Origin of the sequence: Agrococcus lahaulensis DSM 17612 (assembly GCF_000425105.1) — a bacterium.
GTDB classification, from domain to species: Bacteria; Actinomycetota; Actinomycetes; order Actinomycetales; family Microbacteriaceae; genus Agrococcus; species Agrococcus lahaulensis.
Genome location: NZ_AULD01000006.1, coordinates 13,623 through 32,393 on the forward strand (window position 1 = coordinate 13,623; position 18,771 = coordinate 32,393).

The window sequence follows — 18,771 nt, forward strand, 5'->3', positions numbered from 1 at the left end:
ATCGGTACCACCCCGCCGAGTGACACGCTCGGGGAGGTACCGGATGGTCGCCTCGGCTCGCGCCAGGCGACCAATCCGCACCACCCGCGAGAGCGCCGGTCAGGCGTCGTAGAAGAGGCGGTCGAAGACGCGGCGCGATCGCCGGGTGACCGCGAGGTAGTGCTCCTCGAGCGCGAGCGCCGACCGGGCCGGCATGCCGATGAGCCGGGCGACCGCCTCGAGCTCGGTGCGGTCGTTCGGCAGCACGTCGATCGTGCGCGCGCGGGCGAGCGCGAGCCCGTTGCGGATGCGGGTCGCGAGCGACCACGCCTCCCGCAGGATCTCCGCATCGCGATCGCTGATGAGGTCGGCGCGGGCAGCGGCAGCCAGGGCCTCGAGCGTCGACGGCGTCCGCAGGCTCGGCTCATGGCCCGCGTGCTGCAGCTGCAGCAGCTGCACGAGCCACTCGACGTCGCTGAGCGCCCCGTCGCCCAGCTTGAGGTGGCGGCGTCGGTCGGCGTTCTTCGGCAGCCGCTCCGACTCGACGCGCGCCTTGATGCGCCGCACCTCGCGGGCGGCCGCGGCGGGCAGCTCCTGCGGGTAGCGGCGCTCGTCGATGATCGCCATGAGCTCCGCCGCGAGCTCGGCGTCGCCCGCGAACGGCCGCGCACGCAGGAGCGCCTGCGCCTCCCACGGCTCCGACCAGCGCTCGTAGTAGGCGCGGTAGCTCTCGAGGGTGCGCACGATCGGGCCCTGGCGTCCTTCGGGCCGGAGCGCCGCATCCAGCTCGAACGGCAGCGTCGGGTCGGCGAGCGTCTCCTGCACCTTGCGGATGACGGTCGTCGCGACCGCGATCGGGTCGCCCTCGCCGACCGCGACGTGCATGACGTCGATGTCGCTGCCGAAGCCGATCTCGCGGCCGCCCGTGCGCCCGAGCGTGATGGTCGCGAGCCGGAGCCCCTCCGGCGTGTGGAGCGTCAGCGCCGCGTCGACGAGCGCCGCCGCGATCGCGGTGAGCGCGACGCCGACGGTCGACTCGTCGATGCGCTGGAGCGCGCTCGCCATCGCGACGCGCAGGTGCTCGCGGCGGCGGAGGGACCGCAGCGCCGTGCGCAGCGCCTCCCGGTCGTCGCGGTGCCGGGCGAGCACGGCGGCCGCCTCCTCGCGGAGCGACTCCTCCGAGCGCGGCCGCAGCTGCTCGTCGCCGTCGAGCCACGACGCGGCCTCGGGGATGCGCTCCATGAGGGAGCCGATGAGCCGCGACGACGAGAGCAGCCGCGTGAGCCGGCGGGCGGCGACCGGCGAGTCGCGCAGCATGCGGAGGAACCACGGGCTCTCGCCGAGCGCCTCGCTCAGCCGCCGGAACGCGAGCAGCCCCATGTCGGGGTCGACGCCCTCGGCGAACCAGCCGAGCAGCACCGGCAGCAGCAGCCGCTGGATCTGCGCGCGGCGCGTCACGCCGCCCGTGAGCTCGGCGATGTGGCCCAGCGCGCCGCGCGCGTCGGCGTAGCCGGAGGCCTCGAGCCGCTTCGCCGCGTGCTCGGGCGTGAGCCGCACGTCGTCGTGGCCGAGCGAGGCGACGGCGCCGAGCAGCGGCCGGTAGAAGAGCCGCTCGTGCAGCGACCGCACCGCCCGGCGCACCGCTTGCCAGCGCTCGGTGAGCGCGTCGGCGTCGGGCAGGCCCGCCGAGCGCGCGAGCCGTCGCAGCTCGTCGGGCTCGACCGGCATGAGGTGCGTGCGACGCATCCGCCAGAACTGGATGCGGTGCTCGAGCACGCGCAGGAACCGGTAGTGCGCGCTGAACTCGTCCCGGTCTGCGCGACCGATGATGCCGAGCTCGGCGAGCGCGTCGAGCGCCTCGAGCGTGCCGCGCTGCCGCACCGACTCGTCGTCGGCGCCGTGCACGAGCTGCAGCAGCTGCACGGTGAACTCGATGTCGCGCAGGCCCCCTGGCCCGAGCTTCAGCTGCCGCGCGACCTCATCGGCCGGGATGTGCTCGCTCACGCGTTCGCGCATCCGCTGCACCGACTCGACGAAGCCCTCGCGGCTCGACGACTCCCACACCTTCGATCGCACGGCGGCCTCGTAGGCGGTGCCGAGCTCCGCGTCGCCCGCGACCGCGCGCGCCTTGAGCAGCGCCTGGAACTCCCACGACTTGGCCCAGCGCTCGTAGTAGGCGACGTGCGAGGCGAGCGTGCGCGTGAGCGCGCCGTCCTTGCCCTCGGGCCGCAGGTTCGCGTCGACCTCCCACAGCGGCGGCGCCTTCTGGAACTGCGCGCACGCGGCGGTCGTCTCGCGTGCGAGCAGCGTCGCGATCTGCGTCGCCCTCGGGTCCTCGACGCCGTCGGCCTCGTGCACCCAGATGACGTCGACGTCGCTGAGGTAGTTGAGCTCGCGCGCGCCGGTCTTCCCCATCGCGACGACCGCGAGCCGCACGCGATCGGCGTCCTCGCCGTACCGCTCGCGCGCGGCGGCGCGGGCGATCGCGAGGCCCGCCTCGAGCGCGGCCGCAGCGAGGTCGGCGAGCGCGGCCGAGACGACATCGACCGAGGCAGCCGGGTCGTCGAGGCCGAGGTCCCACGCGACGAGCTCGGTGAGGTGGCGGCGGTAGCGGCCGCGCATCGCGGCGATCGCCTCATCCCTCGGCTTCCGCGCGATGCCGGCGGATGCGTCGACCGACTCGAGCAGGCTGTCGACGTAGCGCTCGGCGGGCGCGGGCGGCATCGGCCGGGCGGCGACGTCGAGGTCCTCGGCGTGCCGCTCGAGGTGCTCGGCGATCCCGATCGAGCCGCCGAGCACCCGCAGGAGCGACTCGAGCGAGCCCGCGTCGGCGAGCGCCTCGTCGAGCGAGACGCCGGCGCGCTCGAGCCGCACCGCCCACTCGATGGCCGTGTCGGGGTCGGCGGCGCGAGCCGCGGCCTCGACGAGGGCCGTCCTGCCCGTGCCCCGCCACGCATCCGGAAGCTCCTCGAGGCATGCCGCGGCTCGGCTCGGCTCGCGGAACCCGAGCTGCGCCAGTCGAGCGCGCGGCGACGGGATGCGCATGCGTTAGAGCGAGAGGAGGTTCGACTCGAGCTCGACGCGCGTCACCTGGGCGCGGTAGCGCTGCCAGTCCTCGCGCTTGTTGCGCAGGAAGTACTCGAAGACCTGCTCGCCGAGCGTCTCGGCGACGAGCTCCGACTCCTCCATGTGCTGCAGCGCCCGGTCGAGGCTCGCCGGCAGCGGCGTGAAGCCGAGCGCGCGCCGCTCGCGGTCGGAGAGCGCCCACACGTCGTCGGTCGCCTCCTCGGGCAGCTCGTAGCCCTCCTCGATGCCCTTGAGCCCCGCCGCGAGCAGCACCGAGAACGCGAGGTAGGGGTTGGCCGCCGAGTCGAGCCCGCGGTACTCGACGCGCGCCGACTGGGCCTTGTTGGGCTTCGAGAGCGGCACGCGCACGAGCGCGGAGCGGTTGTTGTGGCCCCACGAGACGTAGCTCGGCGCCTCGTCGCCCGACCACATGCGCTTGTAGGAGTTGACGAACTGGTTCGTCACCGCCGTGAACTCCGGCGCGTGGTGCAGGAGGCCCGCGACGAACTGCCGGCCGACCTTCGAGAGCTGGTACTGCCCGGCGGGGTCGTGGAAGGCGTTCCGCTCCCCCTCGAACAGCGACATGTGGGTGTGCATGCCGCTGCCGGGCTGTCCCTCGAAGGGCTTCGGCATGAAGGTCGCGTAGACGCCCTCCTGGATCGCGACCTCCTTGACGACCGTGCGGAAGGTCATGATGTTGTCGGCGGTCGAGAGTGCATCGGCGTAGCGCAGGTCGATCTCGTTCTGGCCGGGGCCCGCCTCGTGGTGGCTGAACTCGACCGAGATGCCGATGTCCTCGAGCATGCGCACGCTCGCGCGGCGGAAGTCGTGGGCGGTGCCGCCGGGCACGTTGTCGAAGTAGCCGGCGCGGTCGACGGGCTCGGGGTGATGCACGTCGGCCGACTTGAGCAGGTAGAACTCGCACTCGGGATGCGTGTAGAAGCTGAACCCGAGGTCGGCGGCCTTCGCGAGCGTGCGCTTGAGCACGTGCCGCGGGTCGGCGGCGGCCGGCTGCCCGTCGGGCGTCGCGATGTCGCAGAACATGCGCGCGGTCGGGTCGATCTCGCCGCGCCACGGCAGCACCTGGAACGTCGACGGGTCGGCCTTCGCGATGACGTCGGCCTCGGAGGAGCGCGAGAGCCCCTCGATCGACGAGCCGTCGATGCCGAGCCCCTCGGTGAAGGCGCCCTCGACCTCGGCAGGCGCGATCGCCACCGACTTCAGCGTGCCCAGCACATCCGTGAACCACAGCCGCACGAACTTGACGCCGCGCTCCTCGATCGTCCGGAGCACGAAGTCCCGCTGCTTGTCCATCCGAGTCCCCTTCTGAAGGCCTGCCCTCAGGCTAGTGGGCGCGCGGCTGTCGATAGGCTCGGCCGCATGGCATTCAGCGAGAGCGCCCAGGAGCCCGCAGCGCCCTACGGCGGCGCGGCCTCGAGCCCCAAGCGCGTCAGGATCCGGCACTTCCAGCAGGCGAAGCGCGACGGGGTGAAGATCGTCGGGCTCACGAGCTACGACTACCTCTCCGCCGGCATCTTCGACCGCGCCGGGATCGACTTCCTGCTCGTGGGCGACTCGGCCGGCAACACCGTCTTCGGCTACGACACGACACTGCCGGTGACGGTCGACGAGCTCATCCCCCTCACCCGCGCCGTCGCGCGCGGCGCGAAGCGGGCGCTCGTCGTCGCCGACCTGCCCTTCGGCTCCTACGAGACGAACCCGCGCGAGGCGGTGCACACCGCGATCCGCTTCATGAAGGAGACCGGCGCGCACGCCGTCAAGCTCGAGGGCGGCGAGCGCTCGGCCGAGCAGATCCGCCACATCGTCGAGGCCGGCATCCCCGTCATGGCGCACGTCGGCTTCACCCCCCAGGCCGAGCACGGCCTCGGCGGCCACGTCATCCAGGGCCGCGGCGAGGAGGGCGCCGAGAAGCTGCTGCGCGACGCGAAGGCCGTCGAGGCGGCGGGCGCGTTCGCGGTCGTGCTCGAGATGGTGCCGTCGGAGTCGGCCCGCGCGGTGACCGAGGCGCTCACGATCCCGACGATCTCGGTCGGCGCCGGCCCGCACTGCGACGGGCAGCTGCTCGTCTGGACCGACTGGGCGGGCTTCACGACCGGGCGCATCCCGCGCTTCGTGAAGCAGTACGCGCAGATCGGCAAGGACCTCGAGGATGCGGCGAACGCGTTCCGCGAGGACGTCTCCTCGGGCGCCTATCCGGCGCCGGAGCACGAGTACGAGTAGCCGAGCGAGCACCGTGCGCATCGCCCTGCTCCTCCGCGGCGTGAACGTCGGCGGTGTGACCGTGCGATCGGCCGACCTCAAGGCGCTGCTCGAGGATGCGGGGCTCGACGACGTCGTGACCGTGCTCGCGAGCGGCAACGCCGTGGTCACGGCGGCGGATGCGTCGGCCGCGGCTCGTGCGGCGGAGGCCGCGCTCGAGGCGCGGTACGGCCGGCGCATCCGCGTGCTGGGCGTCGAGATCGATGACCTCGAGCGCATCATCGCCGACTACCCGCACGAGGAGGACGACGAGCACACGCCCTACGTCGTGTTCGAGCTCGAGCCGGGGATCGCCGCCGAGCTCGCGGCGCTCGAGCCGGGCGAGGGCGAGGCGATCGCCGCGGGCGACGGTGTCGTCCACTGGTCGAACCCGAAGGGCACGACGCTGTCGAGCCCCTTCGGCAAGGCGCTCGAGCGACAGGCGAAGGACCGCGTCACGACCCGCAACCTCCGCACGCTGCGCCGCATCGTCGCGGTCGCCTGATCGAGCCGTTCGTCGAGCAGCGGCCGCAGCACGCCCGTTCGTCGAGTAGCGGCCGCAGGCCGCGTATCGAGACGTGAGCGCTTCGATCTCGATACGCGGTCGGCTGCGCCGACCGCTACTCGATCAACGGAAGGGGCCGCAGCACCCGCTCGTCGAGTAGCGGCCGCCCCACCCGCTCGTCGAGTAGCGGCCGCAGGCCCCGTATCGAGACGTGAGCGCTCTGATCTCGATACGCGGTCGGCTGCGCCGACCGCTGCTCGATCAACGGGAGGGGCCCAGCACCGCCGCTCGTCGAGCAGCGGCCGCAGGCCGCGTCTCGAGACGTGAGCGCTCTGATCTCGATACGCGGTCGGCTGCGCCGACCGCTACTCGATCAACGGGGGGCGCCGACTGCTGCTCGATCAACGGGACGAGGAGGCGCTGCCCCAGTCGTCCTCGGCCGCCTCCTCGGCGGCCCACTTCCGCGAGCGCTCCTTGATGATCTCGGGCGCGCGCGCCGCCTCCTCGCGAGTGGCGAAGGGCCCCGCGCGGTCGTAGCCCGGGGAGACCATGCCCTCCTCGACGACGCCGGTCTCCAGGTTGTACCAGTACTCGGTCATGCGCGCCTCCTCGGGAGCTGCCGCGGGTCGGTCTGCCTCGGCCGTCTGCCTAGGATGGAGCCTATGCCGAAGGACGTGAGAGGTCACCTGATCCCCGGTCGCATCTCTCCCCCGAGGCCCGTGGCCGCATCCATCGCCCGCCCGGAGTACGTCGGCAAGCCGCGCCCCGCGAAGCACGTCGGCGGCGACGTCTACGACGAGGCGACGATCGACCGGATCCGCGCGGCGGGCACGATCGCCGCCGACGCGATCGCCGCGGTCGGCGCCGCCGTGCAGCCCGGCATCACGACCGACGAGCTCGACCGGATCGGCCACGACTTCGTCACGAGGCACGGCGCCTACCCGTCGACGCTCGGCTACCGCGGCTTCCCGAAGTCGGTGTGCTCGAGCGTCAACGAGGTCGTCTGCCACGGCATCCCCGACGACACCGTGCTCGAGGCGGGCGACATCGTCAACATCGACATCACGGCGTTCAAGGACGGCGTGCACGGCGACTCGAACCGCACCTTCATCGTCGGGCAGGCGAGCGACGAGGTGACGCAGCTCGTCGAGCGCACCGAGGAGGCGCTGCGGCGCGCGATCAAGGTCGCGATGCCCGGCCGCCGCGTCAACGTCATCGGCCGCACGATCGAGCAGTACGCGAAGCGCTTCGGCTACGGCGTCGTGCGCGACTTCACCGGCCACGGCGTCGGCACGTCGTTCCACTCGGGCCTCATCATCCCCCACTACGACACCGAGCAGTACGACACCGAGATGGTGCCGGGCATGGTCTTCACGATCGAGCCGATGCTGACGCTCGGCACGCACGAGTGGGACGGCTGGGACGACGGCTGGACGATCGTCACGCGCGACCGCTCGATCACAGCGCAGTTCGAGCACACCATCGTCGTGCGCGAGGGCGGTGCCGAGATCCTGACCCTGCCGTCGGCGTGATCCGATCCATGGCAGGATCGGCAAGCGTGACCAGCTCCAGCGATCAGGCAGTCGGCGTCGACATCGGCGGCACGGGTGTGAAGGCGGCGCTCGTCGACGTGCGCACCGGCGCCCTGCTGAGCGATCGCGTGAAGGTGCCGACGCCGGCGGGCGGCGAGCCCGACGCGATCCGCGACGCGGTCGTGAGCCTCGTCGGCATGCTCGAGATCGACGACGAGACCCCCATCGGCGTCACCTTCCCCGCGATCGTCCGCCACGGTCGCACGATGAGCGCCGCGAACGTCTCGAAGTCGTGGATCGGGCTCGAGGCCGAGCAGCTGTTCGAGCGCGCGCTCGGGCGCGACATCCACTTCGTCAACGACGCGGACGCCGCGGGCTTCGCCGAGGACCACTACGGTGCGGCGAGGGATGCCTCGGGGCTCGTGATCCTGACGACGCTCGGCACGGGCATCGGCGGCGCCCTCATCTACAACGGCACCCTCATCCCCAACGCCGAGCTCGGCCACCTCGAGCTCGACGGCGTCGCTGCGGAGACGCGGGCATCCAACAAGGCGCGCGAGCGCGAGGAGCTGAGCTGGGAGGACTGGGCGGCGCGGCTGCAGCGCTACTACAGCCACCTCGAGTTCATCTTCTCCCCCGACCTCTTCGTCGTCGGCGGCGGGGTCTCGAAGTCGTCGGAGAAGTTCCTGCCGCTCCTGCGGCTCGCGACGCCGATCGTGCCGGCCGCGCTGCGCAACAACGCGGGCATCATCGGCGCCGCGGCGCTCGCGCGCGGGGTGTGAACCGGCCGGCCGATACGCCGGGTTCTGTCGTGGACGGTCATCTCTCTCGGGGATGCATTGCTGCAGCCCTCCAGCGACCTACCCGCGGACGGGACGAGCAGCCCCATGGTCCGCTGTCTGGTCTTGCTCCGGGCGAGGTTTGCCTAGCCGCCGCGCTCGCACGCGACGCTGGTGGGCTCTTGCCCCACCGTTTCACTCCTGGCCGGTCGGTCGCCCGACCGGTGGACCTGCTCTCTGTTGCACTTTCTCGCGGGTTGCCCCGGGTGGACGTTATCCACCGCCCTGCTCTGCGGAGCCCGGACGTTCCTCGGCACCGCTCCCGAGGGAGCGGCGACGCGACCGCCTAGCCGACCGGTTCACGCCCTCAGGGTACCGCCCGAGCCGGCCCGAGGCATCCGCTCGTCACCGCTCGAGCGCCTTGCGGTAGTAGGCGGTCGCGTGCAGCGGGCGGCCGCCGAAGCGGGTGAACTGCCGCACCGATCCCGGGTTCATGCGGCCGACGAGCGTCGAGCGCAGCGTCGTGCAGCCGAGCTCGGCGAGGTTCGCGTGCAGCCGCCGGCTCAAGAGCGTCACGATGCCCTTGCCCTGCGCGTGCGGCCGGGCGCCCTGCATGACGAGCACCGCCTCGCGCCGGAGCGCGCCGCGGCGGGTGACGAGCTCCCAGCGCTCGCGCGCGCCGATCCGGCCGCCCGAGCGCTGCAGCACGCGCGAGGGGTCGAGCACGGCGAGCACGAATGCGACGGGCTCCTCCTGCTCGTCGCGCGCGATGAGGAAGAGCCCCTCCTCGTGGAGCCACCAGAGCCCGTCGGTCTGCGCGCGCAGCTCCTCGCGCGAGTAGGGGGTGAAGGTCGGCAGCAGGGCGAACGAGTCGTTGAGGAGCGGCAGCAGCGCCCGCAGGCCGCGGCCGAGCCCGAAGCGGGTCACCTCGTCGATGCGGATGCCGGCTCGGTCGAGCTCCGCCTCGGTCGGCCCGTCGTCGTCGACGACCTCGACGATCCACGTGTCGGCCTCGTACCAGCGCTCGAAGCCGCGCGCCTCGAGCGCGTCCGGCAGCCACGGCGGGTTCCACGCCGAGTCGAGGAAGCCGCGCTCCTCGAAGCCGCCGGTGATGACGCCGCCCGACTGGTTCGGCAGCAGCTGCGCGGGCCCGAAGAGCTCGGTCGCGCCGGCACCGGCGGCGCGCGCCTCGAACTCGTCGACGAGGGCGTCGACGACGGATGCGTCGGGTGCGACGAGCGCGCCGAACACGAGCGCGCGCGTGCCGAGCCGGGCGTCGAGCCGATCGTCGCGGTGCACGACCGCACGGCCGACGGGCTCGTCGCCGCGGCGCGCGACGAGCAGCGCGATCGGATGCGGGTGCGGGTGCCAGCCCTTGAACCAGCTCCGCACCGTGCGCTCGGGGAGCGGCACCGCGAGCCCGCCGTGGGTGTCGTGCCCGAGGCGCAGGAACGCATCCAGGCCCGCCTCGTCGGCGACCTGCTCGACGCGGAGGCCGCTGCCCATGCCCCGCATCGTACGGGGGCCGGTGCGCGGCCCGCGCTAGATGCCGCTCTCCTCCGTGCGCACGAGGATCGCGGACGAGTTCGGGTCGAGCAGCACGTCGTCCTCGGCCGCCGACTGGATCGTGTAGAGCTCTGCGGCGGTGAGCTCGACGCCCGAAGCCACCGAGGTGCGGCGCTGCAGGAGCGTCGCGCCGATGCCGTAGCGGGCGCGCTGCCGCTCGTAGAGCGCGAGCAGCTCGGGCGAGATGACGGCGGTGCGCTGCTCGCGCTCCGCTCGGGCCTCCTCGAGCTCGCGCTCGATGCCGGCCGCCTCCGCGGCGCGCTCGGCCTCGAGGCGCTCGCGCTCGGCACGCGCCTCACCGGCGGCGGCGCGAGCCGCCTCGAGCGCGGCCGCGGCGTCCTCCTGCGCCTGCATGGCCTCGAGCTCGAGGTCCTCGAGGTCGCTGCGCCGGCGCTCGAGCGTCACGATCTCGTGCTCGGTCGCGGTGGCGACCTTCGCGTCGGTGATCGACGGCAGCCGCTCGCGGTTGCGCTGCAGCCGCGCCTCGACGACCTTGACGTCGCTCTCGGTCCGGGCGACCTCGGCGGCCGCGTCGTCGTGCGCGCCGAGCCGGTCGAGCACCTCGCGATCGAGCTCGGCGAGCTTCGCGTCGAGCTCGGCGATGCGCTTGGCCTGCGGCAGCGCCTTCGCCTTCGCGGTCAACCGCACGATGCGGGTGTCGACGTCCTGCAGCTCGAGCAGGCGACGCTGCTCGTGGTTCGAAGCCTTCAGTGCCATGCGTGCTCCTCCTGCGGGACGGCGAAGTCCCATGGGTCGGTCCTGATCTCGCTCACCTCGACGGCGACGCCCGGGAGCGCCGCGCGCAGCTGCTCGGCCGCGGGCCGCAGCCACAGCGACTCGCTCGCCCAGTGGGAGACGTCGATGAGCGCGGGGCCCTCGCCAGCGATGTGCCGCTCTCGGGCATCGGAGGCCGGGTGGTGGCGCAGGTCGCTCGTGATGTAGACATCCGCGCCGAGCACCGCGGACTCGCGCAGCAGCGAATCGCCCGCGCCGCCGCAGATCGCGACGCGGCGCACCGAGCGCTCGGGATCGCCCGCGACGCGCACGCCCCCCGCGACGGCGGGCAGCAGCTGCGCGAGGGTGCGCGCGAGGCCCGAGAGCGCGACCGGCTCGGGCAGGTCGCCCACGCGGCCGAGCCCCTTGGCGTCGTCGACGCGGTTGACGACGATGGGCTCGGCGCCTGTGAGTCTCAGCATCGAGGCGAGCTCGCCGCTCGTGCCACGATCGACGGCGTCGGCGTTCGTGTGGGCGGCGAGCAGCGCGACCCGCTCGCGCACGAGCCGGGTGATGACGCGGCCGGCTGGCGTGGTCGCCGCGACGCTCGAGACGCCGCGGAGCAGCAGCGGGTGGTGCACGAGCAGCAGGTCGACACCGCGCTCGACCGCTTCGGCGGCAGTCGCCTCGGTCGCGTCGACGGCGAGCAGGATGCGCGACACCTCGTCGACGGGATCGCCCGCGACGAGCCCGACGGCGTCCCAGTCCTCGGCGGTCGCGGCGGGCCAGAGTGCCTCGACGGCGCGCTGCACATCCTCGACGGTCGTCATGGCCCCATCCTAGGGAGCGGTGCGGAGTCGGATGCCGACCGCGACGGTGCGATGATGGTCGCGGGCGGTTGGCGCAGCTGGTAGCGCACTTCGTTTACACCGAAGGGGTCGCCGGTTCGAGCCCGGCACCGCCCACGCTGCTGCTCGCGCGACGATGGTGAGCATGTCCTGGAAGTCCGGCACGCATCGCCCGCCGTATCAGGACGACGGCGCAGTTGTTCGCGTTCGACGAGCCCCTTGCGTTGTCGCCCGGCCGAGTTGAACGCCTCCGGAATGCCTTCGTCGACTCGCGCGTGACGGGGACATACGGTGCTACGACAGATTCGCCTCGAGGGGGAGACCGCGATGCCTGCTAGACGATTCACTCCGATTGCGGCCGCGGCTTGTCCCATCGCCTTGAGCGTAGTTGCCGGCGCCGCGCCCGCTAACGCTGCGATCCGCGAGGCTGCTGGCAGCCGGACGTGCCTGGCTGGCCAGCACGTCTACGTCGGAGTCGAGCTCCACGGTTCAGCGGACATCGTCTTCTATCGCGGCACGTCGGTCGTGCAACAGCGGATCAAGGGCTTGAGCGGTTTCATAGAGCACTACTCCGGCTATCGCAGCACGGCGTGGCGGGTCACCACCACTGGAAGCATCTCAGGAGTGTGGGACGGCTGCGCAGCCGACCCTGCGAGGGTCGCTCCGTGACAGGTCCGGAGTGGCACCTCGCCTTCGAAGCGACCCTGGCCGACGCCGCAATACCCCCGGTTCGGACCGGCTCAAGGCTTGAGCGACACGAGCGGGTCGCGAACGTGCTTCAATCGCTCGACATCGATGCCACCGCTCACGAGGCGGGCGTTCGATTCGGGTCAGCCACAACGGAAGAGCAACAGGCACTGATCTTCGCTGCCCTCGCCCTAGCGGAACGTCGCTTCCCCGCGTAGACCCTTGTCCGAGCAATAGCGCGAGCGCAGGCGCACGTGCAAGCGTCGAATTCTCGGCCGGCGAGCCGCTTCCGCGAGGTCAGGCGACCTTCGCGAGCGCCTCGCGGTAGGCGTCGAGGTCGCGCGACTCCGAGGTGGAGACCCGGAAGTGGTCGGCGATCCGGCCCTCGCGGTCGATGACGTACGTCGCGCGCGTCGCGACGCCGCGCTCCGGCAGGAAGGCGTCGTACGCCTGCGCGACCGCACCGTGCGGCCAGAAGTCGCTCAGCAGGCGGAACGAGAAGCCCTCCTGCTCGGCGAAGACCCCGAGCGACGCGGCGGTGTCGACCGAGATCGCGAGCACTTCCGCCTCAGAGCCCTCGAAGTCGCCGATCTCATCGCGGATCGAGCACAGCTCCCCCGTGCACCGGCCGGTGAAGGCCGCCGGGTAGAAGACGAGCACCACGGGGCGGCCTCGCAGCTCCGAGAGCGTCACCGCTTCCCCGGTGTGGTCCGTGAGCGTGAAGTCCGGTGCCTCGTCGCCGATCTGCAGTGCCATGCGGGCCTCCTCAGGTCTCCTCGCGCATCCGCTCGACCATCGTGCCAGAGCGCTCCCGCGCGCGCTCGTCGAGGACCGCCCGGTGGATAGAGTGGAGGGGCTGCGCCCGCCACCCAGGAGCGCACGCGCCCAATCGACGTCAGGAGCTTCGGTGCTGAACGACCAGGACCCGTACTCGGCCCACGTGAACGACCCCGACCCGAGCGAGACCGCCGAGTGGCAGGAGTCGCTCACGCAGCTCGTCGAGGCGAACGGCCACCAGCGCGGGCGCGAGATCATGCTGAGCCTGCTCAAGCGCTCGAAGGAGCTGCACCTCGGCGTGCCGATGGTCCCGACGACGGACTACCTCAACACCATCGCGCCCGACGCGGAGGCCGAGTTCCCCGGCGACGAGGCGCTCGAGCGCACGTACCGCCGCTGGATCCGCTGGAACGCGGCCGTCATGGTGCACCGCGCGCAGGCGCCCGGCATCGGCGTCGGCGGCCACATCTCGACCTATGCCTCGTCGGCGTCGCTCTACGAGGTCGGTCTCAACCACTTCTTCCGCGGCCAGGACGCCCCCGGCGGCGGCGACCAGATCTTCTACCAGGGCCACGCCTCCCCCGGCATGTACGCTCGCGCGTTCCTCGAGGGCCGGCTGAGCGAGGCGCAGATGGACGCCTTCCGCCAGGAGAAGTCGAAGGCGCCCAACGGCATCCCCTCCTACCCGCACCCGCGGATGATGCCCGAGTTCTGGCAGTTCCCGACGGTGTCGATGGGCCTCGGCCCCATCAACGCGATCTACCAGGCGCAGGCCAACCGCTACCTCGTCAACCGCGGCATCAAGAGCGAGCTCGACTCGCAGGTGTGGGCGTTCCTCGGCGACGGCGAGATGGACGAGGTCGAGTCGCGCGGCGCGCTGCAGCTCGCCGCGAACGACGGCCTCGACAACCTCAACTTCGTCATCAACGCCAACCTCCAGCGCCTCGACGGCCCGGTCCGCGGCAACGGCAAGATCATCCAGGAGCTCGAGTCGTTCTTCCGCGGGGCGGGCTGGAACGTCATCAAGGTCATCTGGGGCCGTGAGTGGGATGCGCTGCTCGAGCAGGACCACGAGGGCGCCCTCCGCGACCTCATGAACGCGACGCCGGATGGCGACTACCAGACGTACAAGGCGGAGTCGGGGCTGTTCGTGCGCGAGCACTTCTTCGGCCGCGACCCCCGCACGCTCGAGATGGTCAAGCACCTCACCGACGACGAGATCTGGGCGCTCAAGCGCGGCGGCCACGACTACCGGAAGGTCTACGCGGCCTACAAGGCGGCGACCGAGCACAAGGGCCAGCCGACCGTCATCATCGCGAAGACGATCAAGGGCTACGGCCTCGGCAAGAGCTTCGAGGGCCGCAACGCGACCCACCAGATGAAGAAGCTCACGCTCGACGACCTCAAGTCGTTCCGCGACGCGATGCAGATCGACATCTCCGACAAGCAGCTCGAGAGCGACCCGTACCACCCGCCGTACTGGAACCCCGGCATGGACTCCCCCGAGATCCAGTACATGCTCGAGCGCCGGCGCGAGCTCGGCGGCTTCACGCCCGAGCGCCGCTCGAAGCACACGATCATCCCGCTGCCCGAGGACAAGACCTACGACATGCCCAAGAAGGGCTCGGGCAAGCAGCAGGTCGCCACGACGATGGCCTTCGTGCGCCTGCTGAAGGACCTGCTGCGCGACAAGGGCTGGGGCGACCGCTTCGTGCCGATCATCCCCGACGAGGCCCGCACGTTCGGCATCGACGCGTTCTTCCCGACCGCGAAGATCTACAACCCGCAGGGCCAGAACTACACGTCGGTCGACCGCGACCTGCTGCTGAAGTACCGCGAAGCGCCCGACGGGCAGATCGTGCACGTCGGCATCAACGAGGCCGGCGCGATGGCCGCGTTCACCGCCGCCGCGACGTCGTACTCGACGCACGGCGAGCCGCTCATCCCTATCTACGTCTTCTACTCGATGTTCGGGTTCCAGCGCACCGGCGACTCGATCTGGGCCGCCGCCGACCAGATGGCGCGCGGCTTCCTCATCGGCGCGACCGCCGGCCGCACGACGCTCGCGGGCGAGGGCACGCAGCACGCCGACGGCCACTCGCCGCTCCTCGCGTCGACGAACCCCGCGGTGCTCGCCTACGACCCCGCCTACGGCTACGAGATCGCCCACATCACGCAGATGGGCATCGAGCGGATGTACGGCGAGGCTCCCGAGGACGTCATCGTCTACCTGACGGTCTACAACGAGCCGATGGTGCAGCCCGCCGAGCCCGAGGGCGTCGACGTCGAGGGCATCCGCCGCGGCATCCACCGCGTCTCGACGAGCGACCACCACCCGATCAAGGTGCAGCTGCTCGGCTCGGGCGTCGCCCTGCCGTGGCTCCACCACGCGCAGGAGATCCTCGGCACCGACTGGGGCATCTCGGCCGACATCTGGTCGGTCACGTCGTGGAGCGAGCTGCGCCGCGACGGCCTCGAGGCCGACGAGCACAACCTCCTGCACCCGCAGGAGCCCGCGAAGGTGCCATACGTCACGCAGCGCCTGTCGGAGGCCGACGGCCCGTTCGTCGCGACGAGCGACTACATGCGCGCGGTGCCCGACCAGATCCGCGAGTGGGTCCCGGGCGACTACGCGACGCTCGGCGCCGACGGCTTCGGCTTCGCCGACACCCGCGCCGCGGCTCGCCGCTTCTTCAAGATCGACAGCCACTCCGTGGTCGTGCGCGCGCTCGACGCGCTCGCGAAGCAGGGCAAGGTGCCGCTCGGCATGGTGCAGCAGGCGATCGCGAAGTACAGCATCCACGACGTGAACGCGGGCATGTCCGGCACCGTCGGCGGCGACTCCTAGGCGGCCGCCGCTGACCGCTGACGCCGAGCTGAAGGCGCAGCAGCTCGCGTGGCTGCGCCGCACCTCCGGCGACCTCGCGACGCAAGTGATGCGCGCGCTCGACGACCGGCTGCCGTGGTACCGGACGATGCCGCCCTCCCGGCGGAGCGCCGTCGGCCTCGTCGCGCAATCGGGCATCACGTCGTTCATCGCGTGGCACGAGGACCCGGAGGCGCAGCCGTGGATCGCGGCTGACGTCTTCGCGGCCGCGCCGCGCGAGCTGCTGCGCAGCGTGAGCCTGCAGCAGACGCTGCAGCTCATCCGCACCGTCGTGTCGGTCTTCGAGGAGCGCATCGGCGACGCCGACCCGGCGATGCGCGAGCCGATCCTGCGCTACTCGCGCGAGATCGCGTTCGCGGCCGCCGACGTCTACGCGCGCGCCGCGGAGTCGCGCGGGCTGTGGGACGCGCGCCTCGAGGCGCTCGTGGTCGACTCGATCCTCACGGGCGAGCACGACGACGAGCTCCCGAGCCGCTCGGCCGCGCTCGGCTGGCACGGCCGGGGCGAGTGCGCCGTGCTCGTGGGCGTCGCCCCGCGCATCCTCGACGTCGACGTCGTGCGCCGGAAGGCGAGGCATGCCGGATGCGACGTGCTGGTCGGGGTGCAGGGCACCCGGCTGGTCGTCGTCATCGGCCGCGAGGCCGCGAGCGAGGACGAGCGCGAGCCGGAGCCGATCGAGTTCCTCGCGATCGCCGCGCAGCTCGCGGAGGGCTTCGGCGAGGGGCACCTCGTGCTCGGCCCCGCGGTGCCGGGCATCACCGACGCGGCGAGGAGCGCGAAGGCCGCACTGGCGGGCTTCGCGGTCGCCGACGCGTGGCGGCGCACGCCGCGGCCGGTACGCGCCGACGACCTGCTGCCCGAGCGCGCGCTCGCCGGCGATCCGCTCGCCCGCCAACAGCTCGTGCGCACCGTCTACCAGCCGCTGCGCGACCACTCCTCCGACCTGCTCGCGACGCTCGCGTGCTACCTCGACACCGGCCGCTCGCTCGAGGCGACAGCGCGAGAGCTCTTCGTGCACCCCAACACCGTGCGCTATCGGCTGAAGCGCATCAGCGAGATCATCGGCTGGGACGCGACGGGTGCTCGCGAGGCGCTCGCCCTGCACACCGCGATCATCCTCGGCGCGATCCACGACGCCTCGCGCGAGCGCGCCCAGCGGCCGCCGCAGCCGAGCCGCCATGCCTCCTCGGGCAAGGGGACGGTGGGAGGATGAACGACGTGATCGTCATCGTCGCTCCCGGGCAGGGCTCCCAGAAGCCCGGCTTCCTCTCCCCCTGGCTCGAGCTGCCCGGCGCGAGGGCGCGGCTCGCCGCGCTCGGCGAGGCCGCGGGCATCGACCTCATCGAGCACGGCACCGTGAGCGACGCCGACACGATCCGCGACACGCGCGTCGCCCAGCCGCTCATCGTCGCCGCGGGCATCCTCGCGCTCGACGCCCTCGGCGAGCGCGCGAGCCTCGCGAGCGGCGTCGCGGGCCACTCCGTGGGCGAGATCACCGCCGCGGTCGCCGCGGGCGTGCTCGAGGCCGAGGATGCGATGGCGCTCGTCGGCGAGCGCTCGCGCGCGATGGCGGATGCGGCCGCGCAGACCCCCACGGGCATGGCGGCCGTGATCGGCGCCGATGAGATGGAGCTCGAGACGCGGCTCGCCGAGCTCGGCCTCCAGCCGGCGAACTACAACGGCGGCGGCCAGATCGTCGTCGCCGGCCCGCTCGACGCGCTCGAGGCGCTCGGCGAGGCGCCGCCCGCGCGCGCTCGCGTCATCCCGCTCCAGACCGCCGGCGCCTTCCACACGAGCTTCATGGAGCCCGCCGTCGAGCGCTTCCGCGCGAAGGCCGCATCCACGCCGACCGCCGACCCGACCACGACGCTGTGGACGAATCGCGACGGCAGCGCCGTCGAGCGCGGCGCGGAGTTCCTCGAGCTCATCGTCGGGCAGCTCTCGAGCCCCGTGCGCTGGGACCTGTGCATGGCCGCCTTCCAGGAGGCGGGCGTGACCGGCATCATCGAGCTCGCGCCCGCGGGGGCCCTCGTCGGCCTCGCGAAGCGCGGCCTGCGCGGCGTGCCCGCGGTCGGCGTGAGCTCCCCCGACGACCTGGAGGCAGCCGCCCGGCTGCTGGAGAGCGGAGCCGCAGCATGACGAGCACCACGGGCAAGCCCAACCTGTCGAGCCTTCCCACCCGCGCCGGGGCACGCATCCTCTCCGTCGGCGCCGCGCGCGGTGACCGCGAGGTGCCCAACGACGACCTCGTCGGCCCGATCGACTCCTCCGACGAGTGGATCCGGCAGCGCACCGGCATCATCAGCCGCGTGCGCGCATCCGAGGGCATCGAGGCCGTCGACCTCGCCGAGACGGCCGCGAAGGAGGCGCTCGAGCGCGCCGGCATCGACGGCGCGAAGATCGACGCGGTGATCGTCTCGACCATCAGCAACACGGTCCAGACGCCCTCGATGGCGGCGCTCCTCACCGAGCGCATCGGCGCGACCCCGGCACCCGCGTTCGACATCTCGGCCGCGTGCGCCGGCTATGCCTACGGCGTCGCCCAGGCCGACGCGCTCGTGCGCAGCGGCATGGCCGAGCACGTGCTCGTCGTCGGCGTCGAGAAGCTCTCCGAGATCGTCGACCCGACCGACCGCTCCATCAGCTTCCTGCTCGGCGACGGCGCGGGCGCCGTCGTCATCGGCCCCTCCGACGAGCCCGGCATCAGCCCCTCCGTGTGGGGCTCCGACGGCGGCCAGTGGGACACCATCCGCATGACCAACACGCTCGGCTCGATGCGCGAGGGCGCCGCGTGGCCGACGCTCCGCCAGGACGGCCAGAAGGTCTTCCGCTGGGCCGTGTGGGAGATGGCGAAGAAGGCGCGCGAGGCGCTCGACGCCGCCGGCATCGAGCCCGGCGACCTCGCCGCGTTCATCCCCCACCAGGCGAACATGCGCATCATCGACGAGTTCGCGAAGCAGCTGAAGCTGCCCGAGTCGGTCGTGATCGCCCGCGACATCGCGACGACCGGCAACACCTCGGCGGCATCCATCCCGCTCGCGATGCACCGCATCCTCGAGGAGCACCCCGAGCTCTCGGGCGGCCTGGCGCTGCAGATCGGCTTCGGCGCCGGTCTCGTGTACGGCGCCCAGGTCGTGGTCCTCCCCTAGACTTCAACCCGTCCGACCGACAG

The 18,771-nt window shown here is 72.2% G+C and carries 15 protein-coding genes, 1 tRNA gene and 1 other RNA gene; 9 read left to right on the plus strand and 8 right to left on the minus strand.

What is annotated here, in order from left to right; all coding sequences use genetic code 11:
- Positions 1-99: 99 nt before the first annotated feature.
- A complete protein-coding gene (locus H508_RS0104770; protein ID WP_026373230.1) occupies positions 100-3,024 on the minus strand; it encodes a bifunctional [glutamine synthetase] adenylyltransferase/[glutamine synthetase]-adenylyl-L-tyrosine phosphorylase in 2,925 nt (974 codons plus the stop codon).
- Positions 3,025-3,027: 3 nt separating this feature from the next.
- Complete coding sequence (locus H508_RS0104775) at positions 3,028-4,359, minus strand: glutamine synthetase family protein (RefSeq protein WP_021011736.1); 1,332 nt, start codon at positions 4,357-4,359, stop codon at positions 3,028-3,030.
- A 66-nt stretch (positions 4,360-4,425) separates the two neighbouring features.
- Between H508_RS0104775 and panB the strand changes: the two genes are divergently transcribed.
- Positions 4,426-5,286 (plus strand): 3-methyl-2-oxobutanoate hydroxymethyltransferase, encoded by an 861-nt coding sequence (panB, locus tag H508_RS0104780; protein WP_026373231.1) that lies wholly within the window; start codon positions 4,426-4,428, stop codon positions 5,284-5,286.
- Positions 5,287-5,299: 13 nt separating this feature from the next.
- The gene (locus tag H508_RS0104785; protein ID WP_026373232.1) at positions 5,300-5,809 is read left to right on the plus strand and encodes a DUF1697 domain-containing protein; all 510 of its coding nucleotides are present in this window, start codon (positions 5,300-5,302) and stop codon (positions 5,807-5,809) included.
- Positions 5,810-6,210: 401 nt separating this feature from the next.
- On the opposite strand, the gene H508_RS0104790 is transcribed toward H508_RS0104785, so the two are convergent.
- On the minus strand, positions 6,211-6,408 hold the full coding sequence (locus H508_RS0104790) for a hypothetical protein (protein ID WP_026373233.1): 198 nt from the start codon (positions 6,406-6,408) through the stop codon (positions 6,211-6,213).
- Positions 6,409-6,471: 63 nt separating this feature from the next.
- Between H508_RS0104790 and map the strand changes: the two genes are divergently transcribed.
- Positions 6,472-7,341 carry a type I methionyl aminopeptidase gene (gene map, locus H508_RS0104795; RefSeq protein WP_026373234.1) on the plus strand — a complete coding sequence of 290 codons (870 nt, stop codon included), beginning with the start codon at positions 6,472-6,474 and terminating at the stop codon, positions 7,339-7,341.
- A 26-nt stretch (positions 7,342-7,367) separates the two neighbouring features.
- Positions 7,368-8,123: a polyphosphate--glucose phosphotransferase gene (gene ppgK / locus H508_RS0104800; RefSeq protein WP_026373235.1), complete on the plus strand. Its 756-nt coding sequence runs from the start codon at positions 7,368-7,370 to the stop codon at positions 8,121-8,123.
- Here ppgK and rnpB read toward each other — a convergent pair.
- From rnpB to H508_RS0104815, 4 genes are all read right to left on the minus strand, one after another.
- Positions 8,121-8,478, minus strand: an RNA gene (gene rnpB / locus H508_RS16775) — RNase P RNA component class A. The genes ppgK and rnpB overlap by 3 nt on opposite strands.
- A 47-nt stretch (positions 8,479-8,525) precedes the next feature.
- On the minus strand, positions 8,526-9,626 hold the full coding sequence (locus tag H508_RS0104805) for a hypothetical protein (protein WP_026373236.1): 1,101 nt from the start codon (positions 9,624-9,626) through the stop codon (positions 8,526-8,528).
- 36 nt (positions 9,627-9,662) lie between these two features.
- Positions 9,663-10,403 (minus strand): zinc ribbon domain-containing protein, encoded by a 741-nt coding sequence (locus tag H508_RS17350; protein WP_051222757.1) that lies wholly within the window; start codon positions 10,401-10,403, stop codon positions 9,663-9,665.
- Positions 10,394-11,230 carry a Nif3-like dinuclear metal center hexameric protein gene (locus H508_RS0104815; protein WP_026373238.1) on the minus strand — a complete coding sequence of 279 codons (837 nt, stop codon included), beginning with the start codon at positions 11,228-11,230 and terminating at the stop codon, positions 10,394-10,396. The genes H508_RS17350 and H508_RS0104815 overlap by 10 nt, the downstream gene beginning before the upstream one ends.
- 62 nt (positions 11,231-11,292) lie before the next feature.
- Between H508_RS0104815 and H508_RS0104820 the strand changes: the two genes are divergently transcribed.
- A tRNA-Val gene (locus tag H508_RS0104820) sits at positions 11,293-11,365 on the plus strand.
- Between the two features lie 867 nt (positions 11,366-12,232).
- Here the strand turns inward: H508_RS0104820 and H508_RS0104825 are convergent.
- Entirely contained in the window at positions 12,233-12,691 is a 459-nt protein-coding gene (locus H508_RS0104825) for a peroxiredoxin (protein WP_026373239.1), read from the minus strand.
- A gap of 151 nt (positions 12,692-12,842) precedes the next feature.
- Here H508_RS0104825 and aceE point away from each other — a divergent pair, with 151 nt between their 5' ends.
- The 4 genes from aceE to H508_RS0104845 all read left to right on the plus strand — a co-directional run bounded on the left by aceE (position 12,843) and on the right by H508_RS0104845 (position 18,748).
- On the plus strand, positions 12,843-15,560 hold the full coding sequence (gene aceE, locus H508_RS0104830; RefSeq protein ID WP_026373240.1) for a pyruvate dehydrogenase (acetyl-transferring), homodimeric type: 2,718 nt from the start codon (positions 12,843-12,845) through the stop codon (positions 15,558-15,560).
- 88 nt (positions 15,561-15,648) lie between these two features.
- Complete coding sequence (locus H508_RS0104835; RefSeq protein WP_084155207.1) at positions 15,649-16,812, plus strand: PucR family transcriptional regulator; 1,164 nt, start codon at positions 15,649-15,651, stop codon at positions 16,810-16,812.
- 5 nt (positions 16,813-16,817) lie between these two features.
- Positions 16,818-17,738: an ACP S-malonyltransferase gene (locus H508_RS0104840; RefSeq protein WP_026373242.1), complete on the plus strand. Its 921-nt coding sequence runs from the start codon at positions 16,818-16,820 to the stop codon at positions 17,736-17,738.
- A complete protein-coding gene (locus tag H508_RS0104845) occupies positions 17,735-18,748 on the plus strand; it encodes a beta-ketoacyl-ACP synthase III (protein ID WP_035254137.1) in 1,014 nt (337 codons plus the stop codon). The genes H508_RS0104840 and H508_RS0104845 overlap by 4 nt, the downstream gene beginning before the upstream one ends.
- Positions 18,749-18,771 lie beyond the last annotated feature (23 nt).

Coding starts and splice junctions, on each gene's coding strand:
- H508_RS17350 (WP_051222757.1), bottom strand. CDS start 10,403: ATGGCACTGAAGGCTTCGAACCACGAGCAGCGTCGCCTGCTCGAGCTG.
- panB (WP_026373231.1), top strand. CDS start 4,426: ATGGCATTCAGCGAGAGCGCCCAGGAGCCCGCAGCGCCCTACGGCGGC.
- H508_RS0104790 (WP_026373233.1), bottom strand. CDS start 6,408: ATGACCGAGTACTGGTACAACCTGGAGACCGGCGTCGTCGAGGAGGGC.
- H508_RS0104825 (WP_026373239.1), bottom strand. CDS start 12,691: ATGGCACTGCAGATCGGCGACGAGGCACCGGACTTCACGCTCACGGAC.
- H508_RS0104835 (WP_084155207.1), top strand. CDS start 15,649: ATGCGCGCGCTCGACGACCGGCTGCCGTGGTACCGGACGATGCCGCCC.
- H508_RS0104805 (WP_026373236.1), bottom strand. CDS start 9,626: ATGGGCAGCGGCCTCCGCGTCGAGCAGGTCGCCGACGAGGCGGGCCTG.
- H508_RS0104770 (WP_026373230.1), bottom strand. CDS start 3,024: ATGCGCATCCCGTCGCCGCGCGCTCGACTGGCGCAGCTCGGGTTCCGC.
- H508_RS0104775 (WP_021011736.1), bottom strand. CDS start 4,359: ATGGACAAGCAGCGGGACTTCGTGCTCCGGACGATCGAGGAGCGCGGC.
- H508_RS0104815 (WP_026373238.1), bottom strand. CDS start 11,230: ATGACGACCGTCGAGGATGTGCAGCGCGCCGTCGAGGCACTCTGGCCC.
- H508_RS0104845 (WP_035254137.1), top strand. CDS start 17,735: ATGACGAGCACCACGGGCAAGCCCAACCTGTCGAGCCTTCCCACCCGC.
- map (WP_026373234.1), top strand. CDS start 6,472: ATGCCGAAGGACGTGAGAGGTCACCTGATCCCCGGTCGCATCTCTCCC.